At 66.5% G+C, this 19,908-nt stretch carries 14 protein-coding genes and 2 pseudogenes; 7 read left to right on the top strand and 9 right to left on the bottom strand.

The annotated features are described in order from the left end of the window. Nucleotide 1 precedes the first annotated feature (1 nt). From AB0H61_RS08835 to AB0H61_RS08815, 5 genes and pseudogenes are all read left to right on the top strand, one after another. Nucleotides 2-4,435, top strand: a complete 4,434-nt coding sequence (locus AB0H61_RS08835; RefSeq protein WP_357300879.1) for an amino acid adenylation domain-containing protein — start codon at nucleotides 2-4, stop codon at nucleotides 4,433-4,435. 209 nt (nucleotides 4,436-4,644) lie between these two features. Beyond that, a complete protein-coding gene (locus tag AB0H61_RS08830; protein ID WP_357300877.1) occupies nucleotides 4,645-5,589 on the top strand; it encodes an RNA polymerase sigma-70 factor in 945 nt (314 codons plus the stop codon). 80 nt (nucleotides 5,590-5,669) lie between these two features. Then, nucleotides 5,670-6,596, top strand: a complete 927-nt coding sequence (locus AB0H61_RS08825) for a hypothetical protein (protein WP_357300876.1) — start codon at nucleotides 5,670-5,672, stop codon at nucleotides 6,594-6,596. Between the two features lie 189 nt (nucleotides 6,597-6,785). Then, nucleotides 6,786-7,062: pseudogene (locus tag AB0H61_RS08820) on the top strand (hypothetical protein); the annotation flags it as partial. Nucleotides 7,063-7,414: 352 nt separating this feature from the next. Further along, nucleotides 7,415-8,611, top strand: a complete 1,197-nt coding sequence (locus AB0H61_RS08815; protein ID WP_357300875.1) for a glycosyltransferase — start codon at nucleotides 7,415-7,417, stop codon at nucleotides 8,609-8,611. 8 nt (nucleotides 8,612-8,619) lie between these two features. Here the strand turns inward: AB0H61_RS08815 and AB0H61_RS08810 are convergent, their stop codons facing one another. The 6 genes and pseudogenes from AB0H61_RS08810 to AB0H61_RS08785 form a co-directional block, all read right to left on the bottom strand. Beyond that, nucleotides 8,620-10,227 carry an AMP-binding protein gene (locus AB0H61_RS08810; protein ID WP_357300874.1) on the bottom strand — a complete coding sequence of 536 codons (1,608 nt, stop codon included), beginning with the start codon at nucleotides 10,225-10,227 and terminating at the stop codon, nucleotides 8,620-8,622. A 163-nt stretch (nucleotides 10,228-10,390) separates the two neighbouring features. Next, the gene (locus tag AB0H61_RS08805; protein ID WP_357300872.1) at nucleotides 10,391-12,742 is read right to left on the bottom strand and encodes an arylsulfatase; all 2,352 of its coding nucleotides are present in this window, start codon (nucleotides 12,740-12,742) and stop codon (nucleotides 10,391-10,393) included. A gap of 117 nt (nucleotides 12,743-12,859) precedes the next feature. Beyond that, entirely contained in the window at nucleotides 12,860-13,318 is a 459-nt protein-coding gene (locus tag AB0H61_RS08800) for a hypothetical protein (protein ID WP_357300870.1), read from the bottom strand. Between the two features lie 189 nt (nucleotides 13,319-13,507). After that, nucleotides 13,508-13,729, bottom strand: a complete 222-nt coding sequence (locus AB0H61_RS08795) for a hypothetical protein (RefSeq protein ID WP_357301346.1) — start codon at nucleotides 13,727-13,729, stop codon at nucleotides 13,508-13,510. A 149-nt stretch (nucleotides 13,730-13,878) separates the two neighbouring features. After that, nucleotides 13,879-14,040: pseudogene (locus AB0H61_RS08790) on the bottom strand (NAD(P)-binding domain-containing protein); the annotation flags it as partial. Between the two features lie 49 nt (nucleotides 14,041-14,089). Continuing rightward, on the bottom strand, nucleotides 14,090-15,010 hold the full coding sequence (locus AB0H61_RS08785; protein WP_357300868.1) for a hypothetical protein: 921 nt from the start codon (nucleotides 15,008-15,010) through the stop codon (nucleotides 14,090-14,092). 264 nt (nucleotides 15,011-15,274) lie between these two features. Between AB0H61_RS08785 and AB0H61_RS08780 the strand changes: the two genes are divergently transcribed. Next, a complete protein-coding gene (locus tag AB0H61_RS08780) occupies nucleotides 15,275-16,228 on the top strand; it encodes a protein phosphatase 2C domain-containing protein (RefSeq protein ID WP_357300867.1) in 954 nt (317 codons plus the stop codon). A gap of 116 nt (nucleotides 16,229-16,344) precedes the next feature. Continuing rightward, nucleotides 16,345-17,160: an SAM-dependent methyltransferase gene (locus AB0H61_RS08775; RefSeq protein WP_357300865.1), complete on the top strand. Its 816-nt coding sequence runs from the start codon at nucleotides 16,345-16,347 to the stop codon at nucleotides 17,158-17,160. A gap of 59 nt (nucleotides 17,161-17,219) precedes the next feature. Here AB0H61_RS08775 and AB0H61_RS08770 read toward each other — a convergent pair whose 3' ends face one another. The 3 genes from AB0H61_RS08770 to hsaA all read right to left on the bottom strand — a co-directional run bounded on the left by AB0H61_RS08770 (nucleotide 17,220) and on the right by hsaA (nucleotide 19,872). Next, entirely contained in the window at nucleotides 17,220-17,735 is a 516-nt protein-coding gene (locus tag AB0H61_RS08770) for a DinB family protein (protein ID WP_357300863.1), read from the bottom strand. A 110-nt stretch (nucleotides 17,736-17,845) separates the two neighbouring features. Next, nucleotides 17,846-18,706 carry an alpha/beta fold hydrolase gene (locus AB0H61_RS08765; RefSeq protein WP_357300862.1) on the bottom strand — a complete coding sequence of 287 codons (861 nt, stop codon included), beginning with the start codon at nucleotides 18,704-18,706 and terminating at the stop codon, nucleotides 17,846-17,848. Beyond that, the gene (hsaA, locus tag AB0H61_RS08760) at nucleotides 18,706-19,872 is read right to left on the bottom strand and encodes a 3-hydroxy-9,10-secoandrosta-1,3,5(10)-triene-9,17-dione monooxygenase oxygenase subunit (protein WP_357300860.1); all 1,167 of its coding nucleotides are present in this window, start codon (nucleotides 19,870-19,872) and stop codon (nucleotides 18,706-18,708) included. The genes AB0H61_RS08765 and hsaA overlap by 1 nt, the downstream gene beginning before the upstream one ends. Nucleotides 19,873-19,908 lie beyond the last annotated feature (36 nt).

Below are 19,908 nucleotides of genomic sequence, written 5' to 3'. Positions count from 1 at the left end.
TATGACGGAGATGCCACATCAGCCGACCCGCTGGCCGCTGACCGTCGCCCAGCAGGAGATCTGGGCCTACAGCACCCTGTACGGAACCGACCATCGCTATCTCATCGACGGTTACGTCCACCTGCGCGGCCGAATCGATCCGGGTCTGTTCGAACGCGCGCTGCGTGGTGTCGTCGCCGCCACCGAGACCATACGCGTCCGGCTCGACACCGACGGCCCCGAACCACGGCAGGTAGTCGAAGAGTGTGCCGAATGGCCTTTGTACCGAGGCTATTTCGGTGACGAATCCGATCCGGTCGCCGCCGCGCTCGCGCATCTGCGCGCCACCTCGCGCAGCTACGACCTGAACGTCGCACCACTTTTCGACCACCATCTGCTCGATCTCGGTGCGTCGGGCTATCTCTGGGGCATACGAGCCCACCACATCGTCTTCGACGGCGGTGCGTCGCTGGCGTTCATCCGGGCGGTGGCGCGCGCCTATACCGCGTTGCTCACCGGCGAGCCCGCGCCGGAATTGTCCGATACCGTCGCCGGATACATCGACGAGGACCTGCGGTATCGCGCCTCTGGCCGATTCGCCGACGACCGCGCGTTCTGGTCCGGACGGCTGGCCGGACTGCCCGACGCCCCGATGTTCGCCCATCCGCCCGTCGCCACGAGTGCGTCCGGGCCCATCCGGCACTCCGGTCGTCCCGGCGACGACGACTGGCAGGACTTCCTTTGCGCCGCAGAAAGATTCGGCGTCGAATGGCCCGCGTTGCTGGCCGCGACCACGGCGCTGCTGTTGCACGCGGACTCCGGTGCGCGGACCGTGGTCCTGGGACTGCCGGTTCCGGCCAAACGATCCTGGCGTGCGCTCGGCATGACCTCGAATGTCGTCGGACTGCGACTCGAGGTCGATCCCGGCGCTTCGATCGGCACACTCGCGAGGCAGGCGCAGGCGGAGATGCGAACGGTGCTGCGCCATCAGCACTATCGGCGCTTCGATCTGCTCGCGGACGGCACATCCCCCGGTGGCGAGCACCGGATCACCGGTCCGATGCTCAATATCCTGCCGATTCCCGCGGATATCCATTTCGGCGACGTACCCGCGAGGCCGATCCCGGAATCCACCGGGAACACCGAGGTATTCGGCATCGGCGTCTACCTCGGGGACGGTGCGCCGCGCATCGATATGGACACCGATGCCGAACGGTGCGATGCCGCGTCCCTGGCCGGTCTGCACACCCGATTCCTGACCGCCTTGAACGAGGTGGCCGCGGCCGCGTCCGACACCCCCGCCGGACGGCTCACGCCCGTGGCCGTCTCCGAGTCGCGCAGCCCGCACGAGGATCCGACGGGCGCCACCGATCGCGGTATCGCCGAGGTCTTTCGTTCGGTCGCTCGCCGGTTCCCCGAACGTCATGCGCTCTGGTACGAGGGTGAGCACATCACCTACCGCGAATTGGAGGTCCGCGCCGAACGATTCGCCTACCACCTCGCCCACCGGCACGGCGTCCGCCTCGGCACACCGGTCGGTGTGCGATTGCCGCGCACACCGGATATGGTCGTCGCGGCGCTGGCGCTGATGCGGCTCGGCGCGATCTGCGTCCCGCTGCACGAACAGGATCCGCCCGAGCGAGTCGCCTGGATGCTGGCACACACCGGCACCGAACTCGTTCTCGACGATATCGCGCAGGTGCGCGCCGTCGCGTATTCCGACGGACCGGTCCTGACGACACCGGACTCGGTGCCCGCCGACGCGACGGCATGGCTGATGTTCACCTCGGGGTCGACCGGCGCACCCAAGGGCGTGCTCGCCACGCACCGCGCGATGGTGACGCGCGCGATCGACCGGATCGCCGCGGGCCCGGAATACGCACGGATGCTGATGCATTCGCCGTATGCCTGGGACATGGTCGTCTGGGAGCTGTGGATGCCGCTGTTGCAGGGACACACCGCGGTGATCGCGACACCGGACCGGCTCGGGGCCGAGGATTTCCGCCACGTATTGCGGGCGGGCGAGGTCACCGCGATGCTGTTGGCGGCCGGACTGTTCCAGGTGCTGGTCGAGGACATTCCGGATAGCCTTGCGCAGCTGCGCACGCTCTCGAGTGCCGGTGACATCCTGGCTCCCGATACCGTGCGGGCGATGCGCGCGGCGGCGCCCGGAATCTCCATCGTCAATATCTACGGGCCGGTGGAGGCGACCGCGTACGCCACCGCCTATTCGATTCCGACCGGACCGCGCCCGGACGAGGCGATTCCGGTGGGCCGGGCGGTCGACCACACCGAGGTACTCGTCCTCGACGCGCTGCTACGCCCGGTGCCGCCGGGCATGGTCGGCGAAATCTATATGACCGGAGCCGGGCTGGCGCAGGGATATCACCGGATGCCCGGCCGGACCGCGACGGCTTTCACCGCCAACCCCTTCGGCGCACCGGGATCACGGATGTATCGCACCGGCGATCACGGCAGCTGGGGCGCCGACGGCATTTTGCGGTTCCTCGGCCGCGGTGACCGGCAGGTCAAGGTCAACGGCATCCGCGTGGAACCCGGCGAGATCGAACACGCGATCCGCGGTATGCCCGGAGTCACCGCGGCGGTCGTCACGGCGCATCGGATGGCCGCGGGCAAAACCTTGGTCGCGCACTTGGTCGCCGACGAGCAGATCGATACGGCGGTCATGCGGACGCGGCTGGCGCGGATCCTGCCTGCCTACCTGGTGCCCGCCGTGCTCGTGCAGATTCCCGCGCTGCCGCTCACCGTCAACGGCAAGATCGATCGGAAAGCGCTGACCGTACCAGCTTCCGCGGCCGCGCATCCGCCGCGGACACCGCGCCAGCAGATTCTGGCCGGACTGTTCGCGGAGGCCATCGGACAGCAGCGGGTCGGCGTGGAAGACGATTTCTTCCGTATCGGCGGGAATTCGCTGGCCGCGATCCGGCTCACGGCGTCGGCGAGCCGGACCTTCGGTATCGCGGTGACCCTGCGCGATCTGCTCGACGCACCCACCGTCGCCGCGCTGGAACAGCGCATCGCCGGTCGGGGCGGTCACGGCGACAGTGCCGCCGTCGGCCGTGAACAGCTGGGCATCTCGCACCGCGACAGCGACGGAAACGCCTCCCTGCCGGATGACGGGATTCCGCTCGCTCCGAGCCAGCAGCGACTGTGGACGGTCAACTATCTGAGCGAGGGCGAGGCCGACTATCTGATGCCCGCCGCCGTGGACCTGACCGGCCCACTCGACGCCGCGGCCGTGCGGTCGGCGGTCGGCGATGTCGTGCGCAGGCACGAGATATTGCGGACCACATTGCCTTTCACCGCCGCTGGACCGGTACAGCGCATTGCGGCATTCGACCTGGACGCCGTCGACTACCGGGAGGTCACCGACGCCGAGGATCTGAACTGGTCGCTGGAACAAGAGATCGCCCGCGGTTTCACACTGCTCACCGAAGCGCCGATTCGGGTGCGGCTGTACCGGCTGACACCCGAACATCATGTGCTGCTGGTGGTTCTGCATCACTGCGCGGGCGATGCCGAGTCGCTGGCGATGCTGCTGCGCGACCTCGAATTCGCCTATCTGGCACGCGCCGAGGGCGCGGAACCTCGCTGGCCGACACCCCCGGTCCAGTTCGCCGATTACGCCCGATGGCTGCGCGACCACGTCGGTGATCCCGCCGATGACCGGTCCGCACAGGCGCGCTACTGGCGTGACGCGCTGGCCGGATTGGAATACACCCCGCCGCTGGCCGTCGACCATACGCGGTCGGCCACCGGTGGATATCCGACGGCGGCACTGCCGTTCACGCTCGACGCGGACGCCCACGCAGGTCTGCTGGACACTGCCCGCCGGTGCGGTGCGACCACCTACGCCGTCCTGCACGCGGCGCTGGTGTGCGCGCTCACCGGCCTGGGCGCCGGGCCCGACCTGGTCATCGGCACCGCGCTGAGCGGACGCGATCGCCCAGAACTCGACACAATGCTCGGTTGCGCCGCCGATATCGTGCTGATCCGTACCGACCTCACCGCCGCACCGACCGCTCGGCAACTGATTCGTCAGATCCGCGATCGGGTTCTGGAGGCTCATGAGAACAAGCGGTTTTCGTTCGAGCGGTCAATCGCCGCGCACACCGGACCGGATCGGCCGCTGCCGCAGATCGTTACCACGTTCTTCCGCGATATCCCGGTGACGGGAGTCGTCGGCGATATCGAGGTCCGGATGCGCGAATTGCCGCCCCAGCGCGCCGAATTCGAGATGCTGATCCAGCTCAGGGAGACCATCGGAACCGGCGGCGAACCGGACGGCATCCACGGCGAGATCCGCTACGCCGCACCGCTGTGGGATCCCGCGACGATCACCGCGCTCGCATACGGCGTGAAATCCGCTATCACATCGCTGTGCACCGACCTCGAAGCCGACCCGACCGATCAGGCGGTGCCCGCGCGCACCTGAGTGTTGCCGCAGGACGAGTCTCGGGAGGCGCAGACGAAGGCCGTTGATCCGGTCGAGGTCGAAGCCGCCCTGCCTCGCGGCGGAGGCAGGGCGTCGGCAAACACCTCGGCGCTCGCCGAGCCGGATCGGCGGCGGTACCGGGTCGACCCGCGCGGGCCCGATCACGGTGCGGGTGGACGCGGCCTGCACGGATGGCCGACCATAGGCTGATGTTGCTGAGTACGCACGAGGCCGATCTGTTCGAGGCATGCAGGGGCCGCTTGGAGGCGATTGCCTACCGGCTGCTGGGGTCGGCCGGCGATGCCGAGGACGCGGTGCAGGATACGTTTCTGCGATGGCATGCGGCGGACCGGGAACGGATCGAGACGCCCGAGGCGTGGCTGACGAAGGTGCTCACCAATATCTGCCTCAATCAGCTCACCTCGGCGCGGGCCAAGCGGGAAACCTATGTGGGGCAGTGGCTCCCGGAGCCGGTCCTGGCCGGAGACCCGATGCTCGGCCCGGCGGACACCGTCGAGCAGCGCGAGTCGATCTCCATCGCGATGCTCACGGTCATGGAGCGGCTATCGCCCAATGAACGCGTGGTGTACGTGCTGCGCGAGGCATTCGGGTACTCGCACCGCGAGATCGCGGAAATCCTCGACCTCACCGAGTCGAACTGCCAGCAGATCTACCGCCGTGCCAAGCAGCACGTCACCACAGACCGGTCCCGCACCGAGGTCGACGCGGTCGCCGCGCGCAAAATCGTCGAGGAATTTCTCGCCGCGGCCCTCAGCGGTGACACCGAGCCGCTGATCCGGCTGCTGACCGACGACGCGGTCAGCATTGCCGACGGCGGTGGCCGGATGCATGCCCGCAAGACCCCGATCGTCGGTGCGCTCGATATCGCGCGATACCTGCGTGGCCTGTTCCGGCCGACCGACGCCAAGCGAGCCATCGCCGGTGGCAATGCCGCCTTGTATGCCGTCGTCGTCAACGGCGGTCCCGCCCTGCTGATCCAAGGCGCCGAGCGGGTCTACGGCATCATCTGCCTCGATGCGACCCCCGACGGCGTCACGGCGATCCATCTCCAGGTCAACCCCGACAAATTGGAACGCATCACGCGCCGGTGGGCGGCGGCCGGACCCCATCGCCCCCTCGTCGAGAGCTGGTGACCCACATCGCAGTCCTTTCCTGCGTCCTTTCTGCGCAACCCCTGGTGGCGCGTCAGGTGGGCGCGGGGTACCTTCGGGTCGTGAGCAACAAGGGGGCGGCGCGCGCAGCAGAGGGTTCGTCGACCACCTCTCGGCTACGTGAGGTGCTCGACCGTGCGGCGTCCGTCGTGATTGTCGAGGGGGCCCCCGACGAAGTCGATGCCACCGACCGGAGACGAATCGTGGTGACCGGCATCGAGATCGCGGACTTGGCCCAGCGGCTGGCCATCGTGGACGGCCGAACCGGCAGCCATTGCCTGTGCCCGGGCTGGCCGACCATCCTGGTGCACGACTCGCACGGTGACCTGATCGCCCGCTGGACACTGCATCACCAGTCCGCTCTGCGGGGCGTCGGCGACTGCGACGCCGATCTGCGGGATGGGCCCGGCCTGACCGAATGGCTGGCGCAGCACGGTCTTACCGGACCGCAAAAGGTTCAGACGGAACTGGCTGCTCAGGAGGTCAAAGCCGAGCAGCGGCGGATGCGGTGGCGCCAGGCCGCGCCGGTGGGACTGGCCGGTGTCGCCGCAGACGTAGCCGAACCGTCGAGTCGTGACGACATCGGCTGGTCGAATCGACTGCAAGAAGCTCAGCAGCGGCTCGCTGCCCTTGTCCGGCAGCGCTATGCCGACGAGATCGACCGCGTGCGCATCCTGCTGGCATGGGCGGGGATCCCGTCGCGGGAGGCCAGCGGGGGTCTGATGTGGTACGACCTGGCGGTGCAGCGTCTGCTCTTGGCCGAGGCCCCCGACACCGTTCTCACCGCGCTCACCGTGCAGGTGCCGACTGCGGCTCAGCTCGACGGAGCGGCGGGGCTGTTCACCTCCTACGAATGGGTAACAGCGCACGGCAGGCAGTTGCCCGAACCGGTGCGGTCGATCCTGATCGACCACATTCACGCCGACGGCACCGACCAGATGCGGTTTCAGTTGCGCCACGGCTACTTCGGAGGCGAACGATCCGCCTGATGGCATGGCGGGCGTCGCCCCCGCTCTCCCGCGCGGGCACCAGCGACGATGGACAACGCCACCCGGGTGACGTCGATCGGCGCGGCTTTCACATAGCTGGTGGGCGTGATCCTGCGCAGGACCTGGTACGCGAATAAGCCACGGACGGCAGCGTGTTGCCGCGTAGGACGCGGCCAGACGAATGACCGTCTCGTCGCGGACGCACCGTCGGACGCGTGGAAGCGTTTGAGCTGTGGCGATGGCGCGAAAGGCCCAAGGTTGTTCGATTGGGCGGTCGCCACGTTGCCCGGAAGTAGGGCTCGACCAGTACCAAGTCCGCCGCTACGACGCCTGGTACCGCCACATCACCTTGGCCATGCTCGCCCACACCTACCTCGCCGTCACCGCCGCGATTTTCCCAAAAGTATTGGCAGCAACCTCATTCCACTCACGCTCGGTGAAATCAAGCGTCTCCTGGCACACCTGATCACCCCCGATCCCGAACCTCACCACCGTGCGCCGCTGGTCGACCTGGCGACGAAGACATCAACACCGCGCCAAACAGGCCCACTACCAGCGAAGACAGATGCAACATCACAAACTGCGGCTGGAGTATTTGTACTGCAACGGCACTCCGGTGGTGGACGAGGTGGGCAGTTTGCAGCATCTGCTCGCGGTTCCAGGGCACATTCGGGCCGAGTGAAGCCCCACGTCACAGACTCTGCGAGTGTGGACGAGTCATCACACCGAAGCCATCCACCGGTGGGGACACTTTGACCGCCGGACTTCCTCTGGCCGACTACGGTCCACGCCGGAACACGCGAACAAGGAGTGACGGCGTGCAGGTGCTTTTGTCGACGAGCGGGACGCGCGGCGATATCGAGCCGGCCTTGGGGCTCGCGCTGCAGCTGAGGGAGCTCGGAGCCCAGGTGCGGGTGTGCGCGCCGCCGAACTTCGAGAGGCGCTTCACCGAGCTGGGCGTGCCGCTGGTGCCGTTGGGGCCGCCGATACCGGGTTCGCATCGCGCAAAAGCCTCGATGGCGGATCTGCTGGACTACGCGGACCAGTGGCCCGCGGTTCAGTTCGACACGATCCCCACAGCAGCCGCAGGATGCGATGCGGTAATAGCAACCGGCATTACGGAGATCGCCGCCCGGTCGGTCGCTGAGAAGCTGGGAATCCACTACCAGTACGCGAGCTACCAGCCGACCAGCCTGCCCTCGCCGCATCACCCGCCGATGCCGCGGAGGCCGGGCGAGCGGCCCGCGCCGGAGGCGATCGGCAACCAATTGCAGTGGGAGATCGACGCCCAGGGTTGGAACGCGGAGTACGGCGAGGCGCTGGATACCCGCCGGGCGGCGCTCGGGCTGCCATCGGTGGGCAATGTGCGCGACCATGTCATCACCGACCGCCCGTGGTTGGCAGCGGATCCGGTTCTGGGGCCATGGCCGGAATCACCCGGTCTGGACGTCGTACAGACCGGTGCCTGGATCGTTCCCGACGAACGTCCCCTCCCCGCCGAGTTGGAGGCGTTCTTGGACGCGGGTACACCCCCGGTATATATCGGCTTCGGCAGCATGCCGGTGCGCAACCACATCGCCCGGGTCGCGATCGAAGCAATCCGCGCGCACAACCGCCGTGCGCTCCTCTTCCGGGGCTGGGCCGAGTTGGCCTTGATCGACGACCTCTCCGACTGCATGGCGGTTGGCGAGGTCAACCATCAGGCGCTTTTCACCCGGGTCGCTGCCGTCATCCACCACGGCGGTGCGGGCACGACAACGACCGCGGCCCGGGCCGGCGTACCTCAAGTGGTGGTACCCCAGATGATGGACCAGTCGTACTGGGCGAGCCGAGTGGCCGGTCTCGGCATTGGCACGGCGTGTGAAGACACCGTTCCTGACCAAGCGTCATTGTCGGCCGCTCTCGACATGGCATTGACGTCTACCACCCGAGCGCGTGCGCGCGAAGTGGCCGGCATGATCCGCGCCGACGGGGCAACGGTGGCAGCGAAGTTGTTGATCGACGCGATCGGATAAGCGTCGGCCTATCCCGCCGCGATCGCCGCCGCCCACCGATAGTCCGCTTTGCCCGCGGGCGTGCGCTTGACTTCGTCCACCACGACCATCGAGCGCGGAATCTTGTAACCGGCCAGCGACTTTCGGCAGTGCTGTTGGACTTCGTCCAGTTCCAGCACCGGCGCATTCGGATAGGTCGCGATGACGGCGGCGACCTGCTGACCCATGCGCTCGTCGGGCACGGGGACCACGAGGGCGTCGGCGATCGACGGGTGGGCGTGCAGGGCGGCCTCGACCTCCTCGGCGAAGACCTTCTCACCGCCGGTATTGATGCACTGCGAGCCGCGTCCGAGAAATACGATGGTGCCGTCCGCCTCGACGCGCCCCATATCGCCGAGCACCGACATGCGCGTGCCGTCGGCGCGGGTGCGGAAGGTGCGGGCGGACTTCTCCTCGTCCTTGTAGTACCCGAGTGGGACGTTGCCGACACGGGCGATGTACCCGATCTGTTCGCTGCCCGGAGGGATGTCATCGAGGTTCTCGTCGACGAGCAGCATGGTGGGGGAGGGTGGCATGCGCAGATTGCCGTGCTCGTCGACGGTGAAGGCGCCGTCGTTGCCGGACTCCGAGGCGCCGAAATTGTCCCGCAGCAGCAGATCCGGCTTGATCGCGAGCATGCGTTCGCGCACCCCGACCGACCAGATCGCGCCGCCCGAGGTGATCGAGAACAGCGAGCTGAAGTCGATCTCGCCTCGGCGTCGCTCCATCTCGTCGACCAGCGGAAGCCCCATGCCGTCGCCGACGATCAGGATCACTTGCAGTTTCTCCTGTTCGATCGCCTCGACGACGTGCCGCGAGTCGAAGTCGCGCATCAGTACGACACGCGCGCCGAGGGTGAAGAAGGTGAACAGTGAGTACAGCGCGGCTCCGTGCATCAACGGCGCGGCGATCAGGAAGGAGAGTTCGGGGAACTCTTTTGCGGCGGAGGCGATTTCGGCGAGATCCTGGCGGGCATTGTCACCGTAGGGGTTGCCGCCGGAGAGGGGCTTGCGGAAGAAATCGTCGTGCCGCCACATCACACCCTTCGGGTATCCGGTGGTGCCACCGGTGTAGAGCACATACAGCTCGTCTCCCGTGCGGGGCGCGAACTCCACTGCGGGAGGCAATGTTTCGGCATCGGCGAATGGCACAACAGTGATCGAGCGAGCCGCCGCGGCGGAGCGCAGTTCGCCGTCGATCTCGCCGACCACGAGGACGGTCCGCACCCGCGGGCACGCCTCGAGGAGACCGGCCAGCGTCCGCTGGTGATCGGGCAGCTCGACGACGACGGCGGCGGAGTCCGAATTGGTGAAGATGTATTCGAGCTCGGCGGGGGTGTACCGGTAGTTGATGTTGATCGGCACCGCGCGGATCTTGATCAGGCCGAGGAGGGAAGTGACGTGCTCGACGCTGTTCTTCAGGAACAACGACACGTGTTCCCCCGCGCCGATACCCGCCTGCGACAACAGTCGCGCAACCTTGTCGGCTTCGGTATGGAGTCGGGCGTAGGTGATGTGCTCGCCCTCGTAGGTCAGTGCGATGCGGTCGGGGACCGCGGCCGCGACCGTCTCGAAGACATCGGCCAGGTTGAACTGCACATGCACTCCTCGTAGGACCGGGTCGGCGCGGCCCGCGCGTGGGTCCGGGATCACCGTGCCGACGTCCTGCGACTGTAGAACATGTTCTAGAAGTTGGGGGGTCTTTCGACGGACCGACACCGGCCGCCAGGTTCGGCCGATGTCGGGTCTCGAGCCGTGGCGGTCAGTCTCTGGAGAACGCCGCGGCGAGCTCACGCTCGACGTCGATGTACGGGGTACCCGACGTGTCGACGATGACCTTTTCGACGGCGCCACCGGTGAACGGGTACGGCGCCGAGTACGCGCTCGACACCGATTGTCCGCCGTTGCGCCCCACCGCGATTCCGCCGCCTGCTAGCCCGAAGGTACCCGGATGGGTGCGCAGGTCGTGGCGAGACGCGACGACGGCTTCGTCGACGTAGAGCGAGAGGTCGCCGAGCGGGGTGTGGCTGCCGTCGACAGTGCCCGTGCGGTCGTAGCGGACGCCGAACAGGTGGCTGCCCAGCGGGAGGGGGTCCGGCGCGGACACCCGCTGCTCGTCCTCTCCCATGAAGTTGTAGATGTAGTGCAGCCGGCCGCCCTGGACGAACAGGACGTGCCCGCCGTGGCCCGCGCCCTGTTTGAACAGCACGCCCTCGGCGGTCGGGGACTGGATGGAGACCTCGGCCAGCACCGAATAGGACTGGCCGCGGATCTCGACCCCAGCCCCGATGCCGACCTCGGCGGTGTCCGGGTAGTACGTGAAGTTCGTCCGGTCCACCACCAGGTAGGGCCGCCAGCGGTCCAGCATCTCCAGAATGTTGAGATCGGCCAGCGGCAGACCGTTGTACTTCGCGGCCTCGGAGAACCACAATGCCTTCAGTTCCTCGAGTTTCTCCGGATGGTCGGCGGCCACATCGCGGTTCTGGCTGCGGTCCTGCTCGATGTGGTACAGCTCCCAGCGGTCCTGGTCGAAGTGGCTCCAGCCGGACGGCGTTGCGGCGTGCACGGTGTTGGCGAACCAGCCGCGATGCCAGATGCCGCGGGTGCCGAGCATCGTGTAGAACTGCGTGTCCTTACCGGTCTCGGCCGTCGGATCGGTAAGCGCCGCCGCGAAACTCACGCCTTCCAGCGGCTGCTGTGGTATGCCCTTGACGGTGTCGGGCGGAGTGATGCCCAACAGGTCGTAGACGGTCGGGGTCACATCGCAGACATTGATGTAGGTGTCGCACACCGTGCCGTGCGCGCGAATTTGCTTGGGCCAGGAGATGATCGCGGGGTCGGCGATGCCGCCCTCATGGGAGGCGTACCGCTTGTAGAGCTTGTAGGGCGTGTTGAATGCCATCGCCCAGCCGATCGGATAGTGGTTGTAGGTCTGCGGGCCGCCGAGTTGGTCGTAGAACCGCATGCTCTCTTCGACGGTGTCGATGTAGCCGTTGAAGAACTTGACCTCGTTGACCGAGCCGTTGGGTCCGCCTTCTCCGCTGGCGCCGTTGTCGGAGATCACCACGACAATGGTGTTGTCGAGCTGGCCCGACTCCTCGAGATAGTCCAGTATCCGGCCGATCTGGTCGTCGGTGTAGCTCTGGAATCCCGCGAACACCTCGGCCATTCGGGTGAACAGCCGCTTCTCGTCCGCGTTCAGCGAGTCCCACGGGCGCACGGTGTCCAGCAACGGCCACGGTTCGCCGTTGGGGCCTTTGGCGTCGAGATACGGGTTCACCGGAGACATCTCGGTGTCGGCGGGGACGATGCCCATCTGTTTCTGGTTTTCCAGGACGATGTCGCGGTACGCCTCGTAGCCCATGTCGAAGCGGCCCGCGTAGCGGTCGGCCCACTCGGCGAACACGTGGTGCGGGGCATGGCCCGCACCCGGGCACACGTAGGAGAACCACGGCTTGTCGGGCGCGATGACCTTGGCGTCGCGGATGAACTCGATGGTCTTGTCCGCGATGTCCTTCGACAGGTGGTAGCCGTCCTCGGGGGTGCCGGGTGGCGCGACGGAGTGGTTGTCGTAGACCAGTTCCGGGTACCACTGGTCGGTCTCGCCGCCCATGAATCCGTAGAAACGTTCGAAGCCGCGGCTCAGCGGCCAATGTCGTTTGGTGGACGCCAGATTCGACTCCTCCAGCGGCGTCAGATGCCACTTGCCGACGCAATAGGTGTTCCAGCCCCGTTCGGCGAGCACCTCCGAGAGCAGCGCGGTCTCGAACGGAATCCGGCCGCTGCAATTGGGGAAGCCGTCGGTGAATTCCTCGATCGTCGCCATGCCGACGGAGGTGGCGTTGCGTCCGGTGAGCAGCGACGCGCGCGTGGGCGAACACAGCGCGGTGGTGTGGAACTGCGACAACCGCACGCCGCGGTCGGCGATCCGCGTCATATTCGGCATCTCGACCAGACCGCCGAAGCAGTCCCAGGTCGCGATGCCGACGTCGTCCCAGACGATGTAGAGCACATTGGGTGCCCCCTCCGGCGCGGTCGGGGCCGCGTATGGGCCCCAATCCGGTGTGGAGTCGCGGATGTCCAGCTCGATCTTGCCCTTGAAATCGGTCGCCATAGCGCACCTCGATCGTGGTTGAGATTGCTGTCCATGTGCTGGATGGAGAATAACTCGCGCTATCGCGCGCTCGCAGCGGAAAAATGCGACTCGATCGAGGAATCGGCAACTATTCAGTTACGGACTCGTGTGTCGCGACGCCGAGCGGCGCTGCCGCCCGATGACGATGGCGTAGCCGATCACCGCGGCGAGCAGCGCCGCGAAGGCTGTCACCAAGGCGGGCATGGCGAACTCCTGGGCTTCGTTCAGATACTCGGGCGTCGCGCTGTTGTATCCGTCCGCCCCGAGCACCCGTCCGGCCGGTGATTGCCAATCGTCGGCATCCCCGCCGTCCGACATGAACCAGCAGAAGATCGTCAGACCCACCAGGTACGCCCACAGCAACCCCAGCACGATCATCCGATGCGCCTTAGGCGCTGCCGCGAAAGCGCTATCCGCAGAGAGCATGTCGGACGCTATCCAGACCAGCGCGACGAAGCTGAGCAGCCACACCGGCGCACCCAGAAGGAACACGAAGGCGAAGATCCATCCCGGTGTCGCCAGGGACCTTGCCGCCACATCCACCGCTGGAATCATCAGAAGCGCGACCCCTGTGATCCTCGTCCACATCCTCGCCCCACCCATTGCTGCGCCCTCTCGCGCTCGGATCCTCATTTCCGGCTCCGAGTGTTCTCCGATCGGGCGATCGGATCATGAGTACTCCTACGCGGACGCGCACGGTGCTTTTGCCGCGCGCCCCCGCGAGGTCCTCGGCCAGGCGTCGACCTAGTCCGCGTAGACCGGTGTGTTCGGTGCACTGCGCCAGCTGTCGGCAAGCGTTCCGATATCCACCGCGTCATAGCCGAGGAGGTCCAGCGGCCGGACAACCTCCGCCTTGGCCTGCGCGTCGTCGCCTGAGATGGGCAAGGCGCTGCGGTCCGGCGCGTCCGCGGGCCGGGCGGGGGAGAACAGCTGGTGCGGGGTGATGTTGTTGAATGCCTTGACCACCTGCGAGTCCGGGAGGTGACGTTGCAGCAGGGCGCTGGAGGTGAGTTCACCGCATTCAGTTCGGCCAGGTGACCGTCCCGCTCGGGGTAGTAGTTCGCCGTGTCCAGCACCGTCTTGTCGGCCAGAGCGCCAGTCGGCAGCTGTTCGTAGGCCTTCAGCGGAATAGCCGCCACCACAAGGTCTCCGGCGCGTGCCGCGTCGACCGGTGTGGCCGCTCGGGCGCGCCCGCCCAGGTCGGTGACAAGATCGGCGAGTACCTCATGGCCTCGTGAATTGCTGAGGACAACCTCCAGACCTGCCGCGACGGCCAAGCGGGCAACAGAAGAACCGAGCCGCCCTCACTCACTAATAGAGTACGTGCTAGGCGGACAGCATCCGAACACCGTGCCAGGACGTACCTTTCATCAGGTTGACGCCGAGTTCAGGGTCATCACCGGTCAATTCGATGAGTTCGCTGGCCGTCGGGTATCTCGAGTTGGCCCCCTTGAACCGTCTCATGATCTCGTTGAGTTGTTTTCGGTCGGCTGGTGAGCAATCGGGATAGATCGCGGCGGCTCGTTCTTTGATGCTGGACACCGCCCGCGCCAGCTTTTCCGGATCCCGGTCGAAGTCGAAACCCGCTCGCGCCCAAGCGACGGAGCCGTCTTGAACGGCGAAGATCTTGATCCGGTCGACGCCCGAGCGGCGGTAGTAGTCGTTTATCGCAGCAGTGAAGGCGCTCGAAAAACCCTTGCCGCGAGCTGGCTGTTCCAAGCGCATATGTGCGTTGAATGCGACTGTCCGGCCATGCTCTGTGTAGATATGCCGTTCGAGTCTGCCGACACGCTTCCCGGCACCATCAATGATCTCACCGTTGAACCTGAAGCCGCTGACCGCAGGCCCCGCCCCAGAACCCGTGGGGCCGAAGTAGGCTGCGTCGGTGAGCCGCAGGCGATAGGGGCCGTATTGCTGTTCCAATCCGGACAGCTGCTCACGAAGCCGTCGGTTGTCCAAGGTTGTGACGCGCAGCAGTTCGTCCACGCCCGGTACCGACGATAGATCGGGTCCAGCGGTCCGTGAACGGCCATCCGGTTCGATCCGGCCCAGTTCACGATCCGCCTTATTACCCATACGGTCTATCGTCTTCGCGATCTGATCGTCCTTTCCCTCGATTGTCCTGGCATATCTGGAGAGTTCGTCGGCAGGGCGCCGAACCGAGGACGAGTCATGCTCCGCAAAATGTCCGAACGCTCGGGCTACACGACGCGCGCCGTCACACAGCAGCTCGGAAACCCTGGACATCGTTCCACGCTATAGCAACAACGACACCTCCCGTCTCCACGGTCGATGCGGTAATCACGGGGCGCAACGATGCCAGTGAGCGGCAGTTGGCATCAATTGGGTGGCAAGCCCCGGAGGGGCGCGGCAGTGCCGCAGGACCGGTGTTGACGTGCGTTCACGCCAACGGCTTCGGGTGCGATTGGGCGGCCCCGGTTCGGTCCCCCATCCTGGTTTTGCGCCGGGGTGCCCGCCCGGGAGCGGAGCGGTTCCCGACTCTTTCACTCCGTGGCGCACCTGCGCGTCCTGCTCGGACGGTATCGCGGGGACTCCGCGCTCGTGGCGTATGTCGATCACATTCGGGACCTGAACGCGGATTTCGCGCGGATGTGGGCGGAGCACCCGGCCACGCAGGTCCGGTCCCGGGCGTATTCGCTGCACCACCCGATCGTGGGCGAGCTGATCCTGCACGGGGCGGCGGCGTCGTCGCCAACCTGCGCTGATTCGGTATGCCAGAATTCGCGGGTGCGCAGTCCCGTGGTCGACGTTGCGGTGGGCAGCGATACCGGCAAACGCTATTCGGCAAACTTCGATGTCACTTACCTTCGTCGACAACCGTTGCTGGCGGTGCTGGCCGACGGCATGGGCGATGGACCGGGTAGTGCGGCCGCGGGGCGGACCGCCGTGGATGTCTTCGTCGACTACGTCACGCGTGCGCCGGAACCCGGGCCGGACATGTTGCGCGATGCGGTGGCGGCGGCCCATGCCCGGGTGAGCCGAATCGGCAACGAATTGCGGACACTGGCCGGGTGCACGCTGACTGCCATGGTCGCCGCGCCGCAGGGCTGCTGGCTCGTGCAGATCGGTGACTCCCGTGTGTACCGGCTGCGTGACGGGCTGCTCGAACTGTTGACGACCGACCACACCATGGCGTGGCTGGGGGCCGTACACGGCTGGTATCCGTTCGACTCGGCGCAGGCCGCGTCGGCGCGGTATCAGCTGACCCGTTACATCGGGCACGGGGGCGCACCGGAACCGGATGTGCTCAGCGTGACGATGAGACCGGGCGACCGGTACCTGCTGTGCACCGACGGTGTATCCGAGCAGGTCGATTACGGCGACCTCCATACCTTCCTCGGTCGTGATGCGCATCCACAGTCCGTCGTCAGCGACCTTCTGGCTGCCAGCGACGCGGCGGGTGGAAGCGATAACGCCACCGCCATCGTGATCCGCGTCGACTGAACACACGGGACGAGATCGGTTACCGGCCAGTCTCCCTCGCCCGCGGGCTGACCGGGCTTCCGGGCCGAGTCGGTAAGGTGGCGGGCATGCAGGTCGGACAACCGAGTAGAACTGCGATGGCGGTAGCGCGTGCGAGGGCCTACCATCAGGTCGCCGACGAGCCACGGGTGTTCACCGATTCTTTGGCCTTGCGGATCGTCGGCGAATCCGGTTCGCGGGCAAATGAATTCGATGAAGATCTCGATCAGGATCTGGCTCGTCGCCGACGGTTGTTCATCTCGGCGCGCAGCCGTTTCGCCGATGACACCGTGGCGGCCGCGGTCGCCCGCGGAACCGCTCAGGTAGTGATCCTCGGGGCGGGACTGGACACCACCGCCTACCGCAATACCCGCGCGGATGTGCGATTCTTCGAGGTGGATCACCCCGATACCCAGGAGTGGAAGCGGCGCCGACTATCCGACACCGGGATCGCGATACCGTCATCGCTGACCTTCGCCCCGATTGATTTCGAACAGTCCACCCTGGCAGCCGGGTTGGCGGAGGCAGGTCTCGACCGCACTCGCAGCGCCCTGTTCCTCTGGCTCGGCGTCACCATGTACCTGACCGAACCATCGGTCGACGACGCCCTTCGCTACATCGCGGGCCACGGCGAACCCTCGGAGGTGGTTTTCGACTACCTGTACCCGGTCTCCTCGACACGGCACGATCCCGCGGCCCAACAACAACAAGCACGTGTGGATGGCGTCGCCGCAGTGGGCGAACCATGGCTCAGTTTCTTCACCGTAGACGAAATCCGAAGCAAGTTACTGTCTTTCGGTTTCGATCAGGTTCAAGACCATTCCGCGACACAGCTGTTGGCCACCTACGGCATCCGAACAAATACTCGCCCAATGGATTCAGGACCGCACCTGATCCACGCCAGCACGTTGTAAGCAAACAGGGTCCCTTGTCCCTGCGGCGAGTTTCAGGCCACTCTCCAGCCAAGTTCCGGTCAGTCGCCGGTCTTTCCGTCGATGCGCTCGCGGAGGAGGTCGGCGTGTCCGTTGTGTCTGGCGTATTCCTCGATCATGTGTACGTAGACCCAGCGCAGGCTGTACTGCTGGTCGCGGAAGTGGAAGGTGTGGTCGGTCGGGAGTGGGGCGACGGCGGCATCGGCGGCTTCGATTTCGCGCAGGTAGGCGGTGAAGTCGGCTTCGGGGTCGGCGTCGGCGGTGTCGTCGAAGTCGCCGTTCCAGTTGGTTTCGGAGCAATAGAGATAGTCGAGGGGCTCGCCCGCCGCGGCGATGCGGAACCAGCCGCGCTCGCATTCCGTGAGGTGCCGGATGAGGCCGAGTAGGGAGAGGGTGGATGGTTCGACGGAACGCTGTTCGAGTTGATTTCCGTCGAGGCCCGCGCATTTCGTCAATAGGGTCTGCCGGTGTCGATCGAGCCAGCCCTGCAGCATGGAACGCTCGTCGGCCACGAGCGGCGCACGGACCCTGTCGATGTCGGGAGCAATCCACGTCATCGGCCCGACTGTACCGCGCTCCGCCGTGTCGATCGTCTCGATTTCCGGGTGTGGGGACATGGTCGCGGTTACGGCCGGGAAGGCCCCGCGACCATGTTCGTGCTACGCCGTCAGAGTCCGTCGGTGAGGAAGTCGGTGACGGCCCGCTCGAACGCGGCTTTGCGTTCGATCTGGACCCAGTGCCCGCAGCGGCCGAACAGGCGCAGGTCCGCGTTGGGGAGTTGGCGTGAGGGGAGGAGAGCGCCTTCGGCGGGGGTGACGCGGTCGTCGCGGCCCCAGAGCATGAGCACCTGGTTTCGCAGGGTGCGCAGCCGGGCCCACAGTGGAACCTGTTCGGCGAAAGCGGGATTCGCGAAGGTGGCGTAGGCGTCGCGTAGAGCGGCGATGGCGGCCGGGTCGCTTGCTGCCGCAAGCCGGTTGTCGATGAGTTCGTCGGTGAGGATCTGCTCGTCGAAGACCATGGTGCGCAGCCACGCGAGCACCCGTTCCCGGGTGGGTTCCACGGTGAAGTCCAGCAGGCGCCGAATCCCTTCGGACGGCTCTGGTCCCAGCGCATTCACACCGACGCCGCCGGGCGCCATCAACACCAGCCGGTCGACGCGCGCGCCGTGCTCCAGCGCGACGAGGGTGGCGACGGCGCCGCCCATCGAATTGCCGAGCAGATGCGCGCTGGGCAACTCGAGCTGATCGAGCAGGCCGATCACCGCGTCGGCGGCGATGCGTAAGTAGTTGCGGTCGTAGACTTCCGGCCGTCCGCTGGCCCCGAATCCGGGCTGATCCAGGATGAGGCAGCGGAAGTGCTCGGCCAGCACCGGCAGGTTGGCGCCGAAGTTCGCCCAACCGGAGACGCCGGGACCGGAACCGTGCAGCAGTACCAGCGGTGGACCCGAACCGGCCTCGTGGTAGCGGAGTTTCAGCCCGTCGACGGTGACCCAGCGGGTGGTGGATTCGGCGGTGAGCTCGGCGCTCATCACACCATCCGGTCTTCGACGGACAGACCGAATTCGCCGCGGCCGAACATGGCCAGCGCGCGCTCCACATCGTTGATCACGTGCACGCTGCCCGCATGCGCATCGCGCCAATGCCGTTCGATCGGATTGGGTTTGCGGATCGAGTGCCCGCCGGAGTTGTCGAACAGCAGCTCGATCGCCTGGATCGCGCGTTCGGTGCCGCGCACCTGGTCGCGGCGGGTGCGTAGCCGCACCTCGTCCGGAATCTCCTGTCCTGCTTCGGCATAGCGCAGCTGCTCGGAGATATTGCGCTCCATCTGCAGGATCGCGGCGTCGATTTCGGAGGCCGCGCGAGCGACCCGCACATGCGCGAAACCGTCCTCGGCCACTTTCTGCCCGCCGTAGGACAGGCGCACCCGTTCGCGCATTCGCTCGATATGGGCCTCGTACGCGCCCTGGGCGGCGCCGATGATCGGCGCGGTGATGGTGTTGGAGAACACCCCGGCGAATGGGATCTTGTACAGCGCGGCGGGATTGGCTTCCTGGCCGGGTCCGCGCAGTTGGGACTGTTCGGTCGCGCTGTAGGCGCGGTGGTGCGGTACGAACGCCTTCTCGATGACGATGTCATTGCTGCCGGTGCCGGACAGGCCGACCACATGCCACACATCATCGATCAGGTAGTCGGCGCGCGGCACCAGAATTGTCAAGTAGTCCTTGGGATTACCGTTCTCGTCGGGAGCCAGCGCCCCGAGGAAGGCCCACTGCGCGTGATCGCATCCGGAGGAGAAGCTCCAGCGCCCGGTGACTTCGTATCCGCCCTCGACGGGGGTGAGCTTGCCGGTGGGCGCGTAGGAGGACGAGATGAGGGTGTCGGAATCGGCGCCCCACACCTCTTCCTGGGCTTGCAGCGGGAACAGCGCCAGCTGCCACGGGTGCACGCCGAGCACCGAGGAGACCCAGCCGGTGGAGGGGCAGGCCGAGGCGATGGCTCGGATCACCTCGTAGAAGGCGACCGGTGAGGTTTCGTCACCACCGAACCGGGACGGCTGCAGCATCCGGAACACCCCGGCTTCGGTCAGCTCCCGGATGCTCTCCACCGGGACCCGCCGTTGCCGGTCGGTCTCCGCGGCGCGTTCCCGGATCGCCGGCAGCAGATCCCGGACCCGATCGAGCACCTTATTGGTCATGACGGGTGTCCTCCTGTCTTCTCGGGGCCCGAGACC

The sequence above is a fragment of the Nocardia sp. NPDC050710 genome, assembly GCF_040654375.1.
Lineage (GTDB): Bacteria > Actinomycetota > Actinomycetes > Mycobacteriales > Mycobacteriaceae > Nocardia.
Note: the sequence above shows the minus strand (reverse complement) of the source record. Positions and strands in the feature narration are given on the sequence as shown.

Excerpts from the sequence above, each read along its gene's own strand:
- AB0H61_RS08835 (WP_357300879.1), top strand. The coding sequence starts at position 2 with ATGACGGAGATGCCACATCAGCCGACCCGCTGGCCGCTGACCGTCGCC.
- AB0H61_RS08765 (WP_357300862.1), bottom strand. The coding sequence starts at position 18,706 with ATGAGCGCCGAGCTCACCGCCGAATCCACCACCCGCTGGGTCACCGTC.
- AB0H61_RS08775 (WP_357300865.1), top strand. The coding sequence starts at position 16,345 with ATGGCGGTAGCGCGTGCGAGGGCCTACCATCAGGTCGCCGACGAGCCA.
- AB0H61_RS08805 (WP_357300872.1), bottom strand. The coding sequence starts at position 12,742 with ATGGCGACCGATTTCAAGGGCAAGATCGAGCTGGACATCCGCGACTCC.
- AB0H61_RS08830 (WP_357300877.1), top strand. The coding sequence starts at position 4,645 with ATGTTGCTGAGTACGCACGAGGCCGATCTGTTCGAGGCATGCAGGGGC.
- AB0H61_RS08800 (WP_357300870.1), bottom strand. The coding sequence starts at position 13,318 with ATGATTCCAGCGGTGGATGTGGCGGCAAGGTCCCTGGCGACACCGGGA.
- AB0H61_RS08770 (WP_357300863.1), bottom strand. The coding sequence starts at position 17,735 with ATGACGTGGATTGCTCCCGACATCGACAGGGTCCGTGCGCCGCTCGTG.
- hsaA (WP_357300860.1), bottom strand. The coding sequence starts at position 19,872 with ATGACCAATAAGGTGCTCGATCGGGTCCGGGATCTGCTGCCGGCGATC.
- AB0H61_RS08785 (WP_357300868.1), bottom strand. The coding sequence starts at position 15,010 with ATGTCCAGGGTTTCCGAGCTGCTGTGTGACGGCGCGCGTCGTGTAGCC.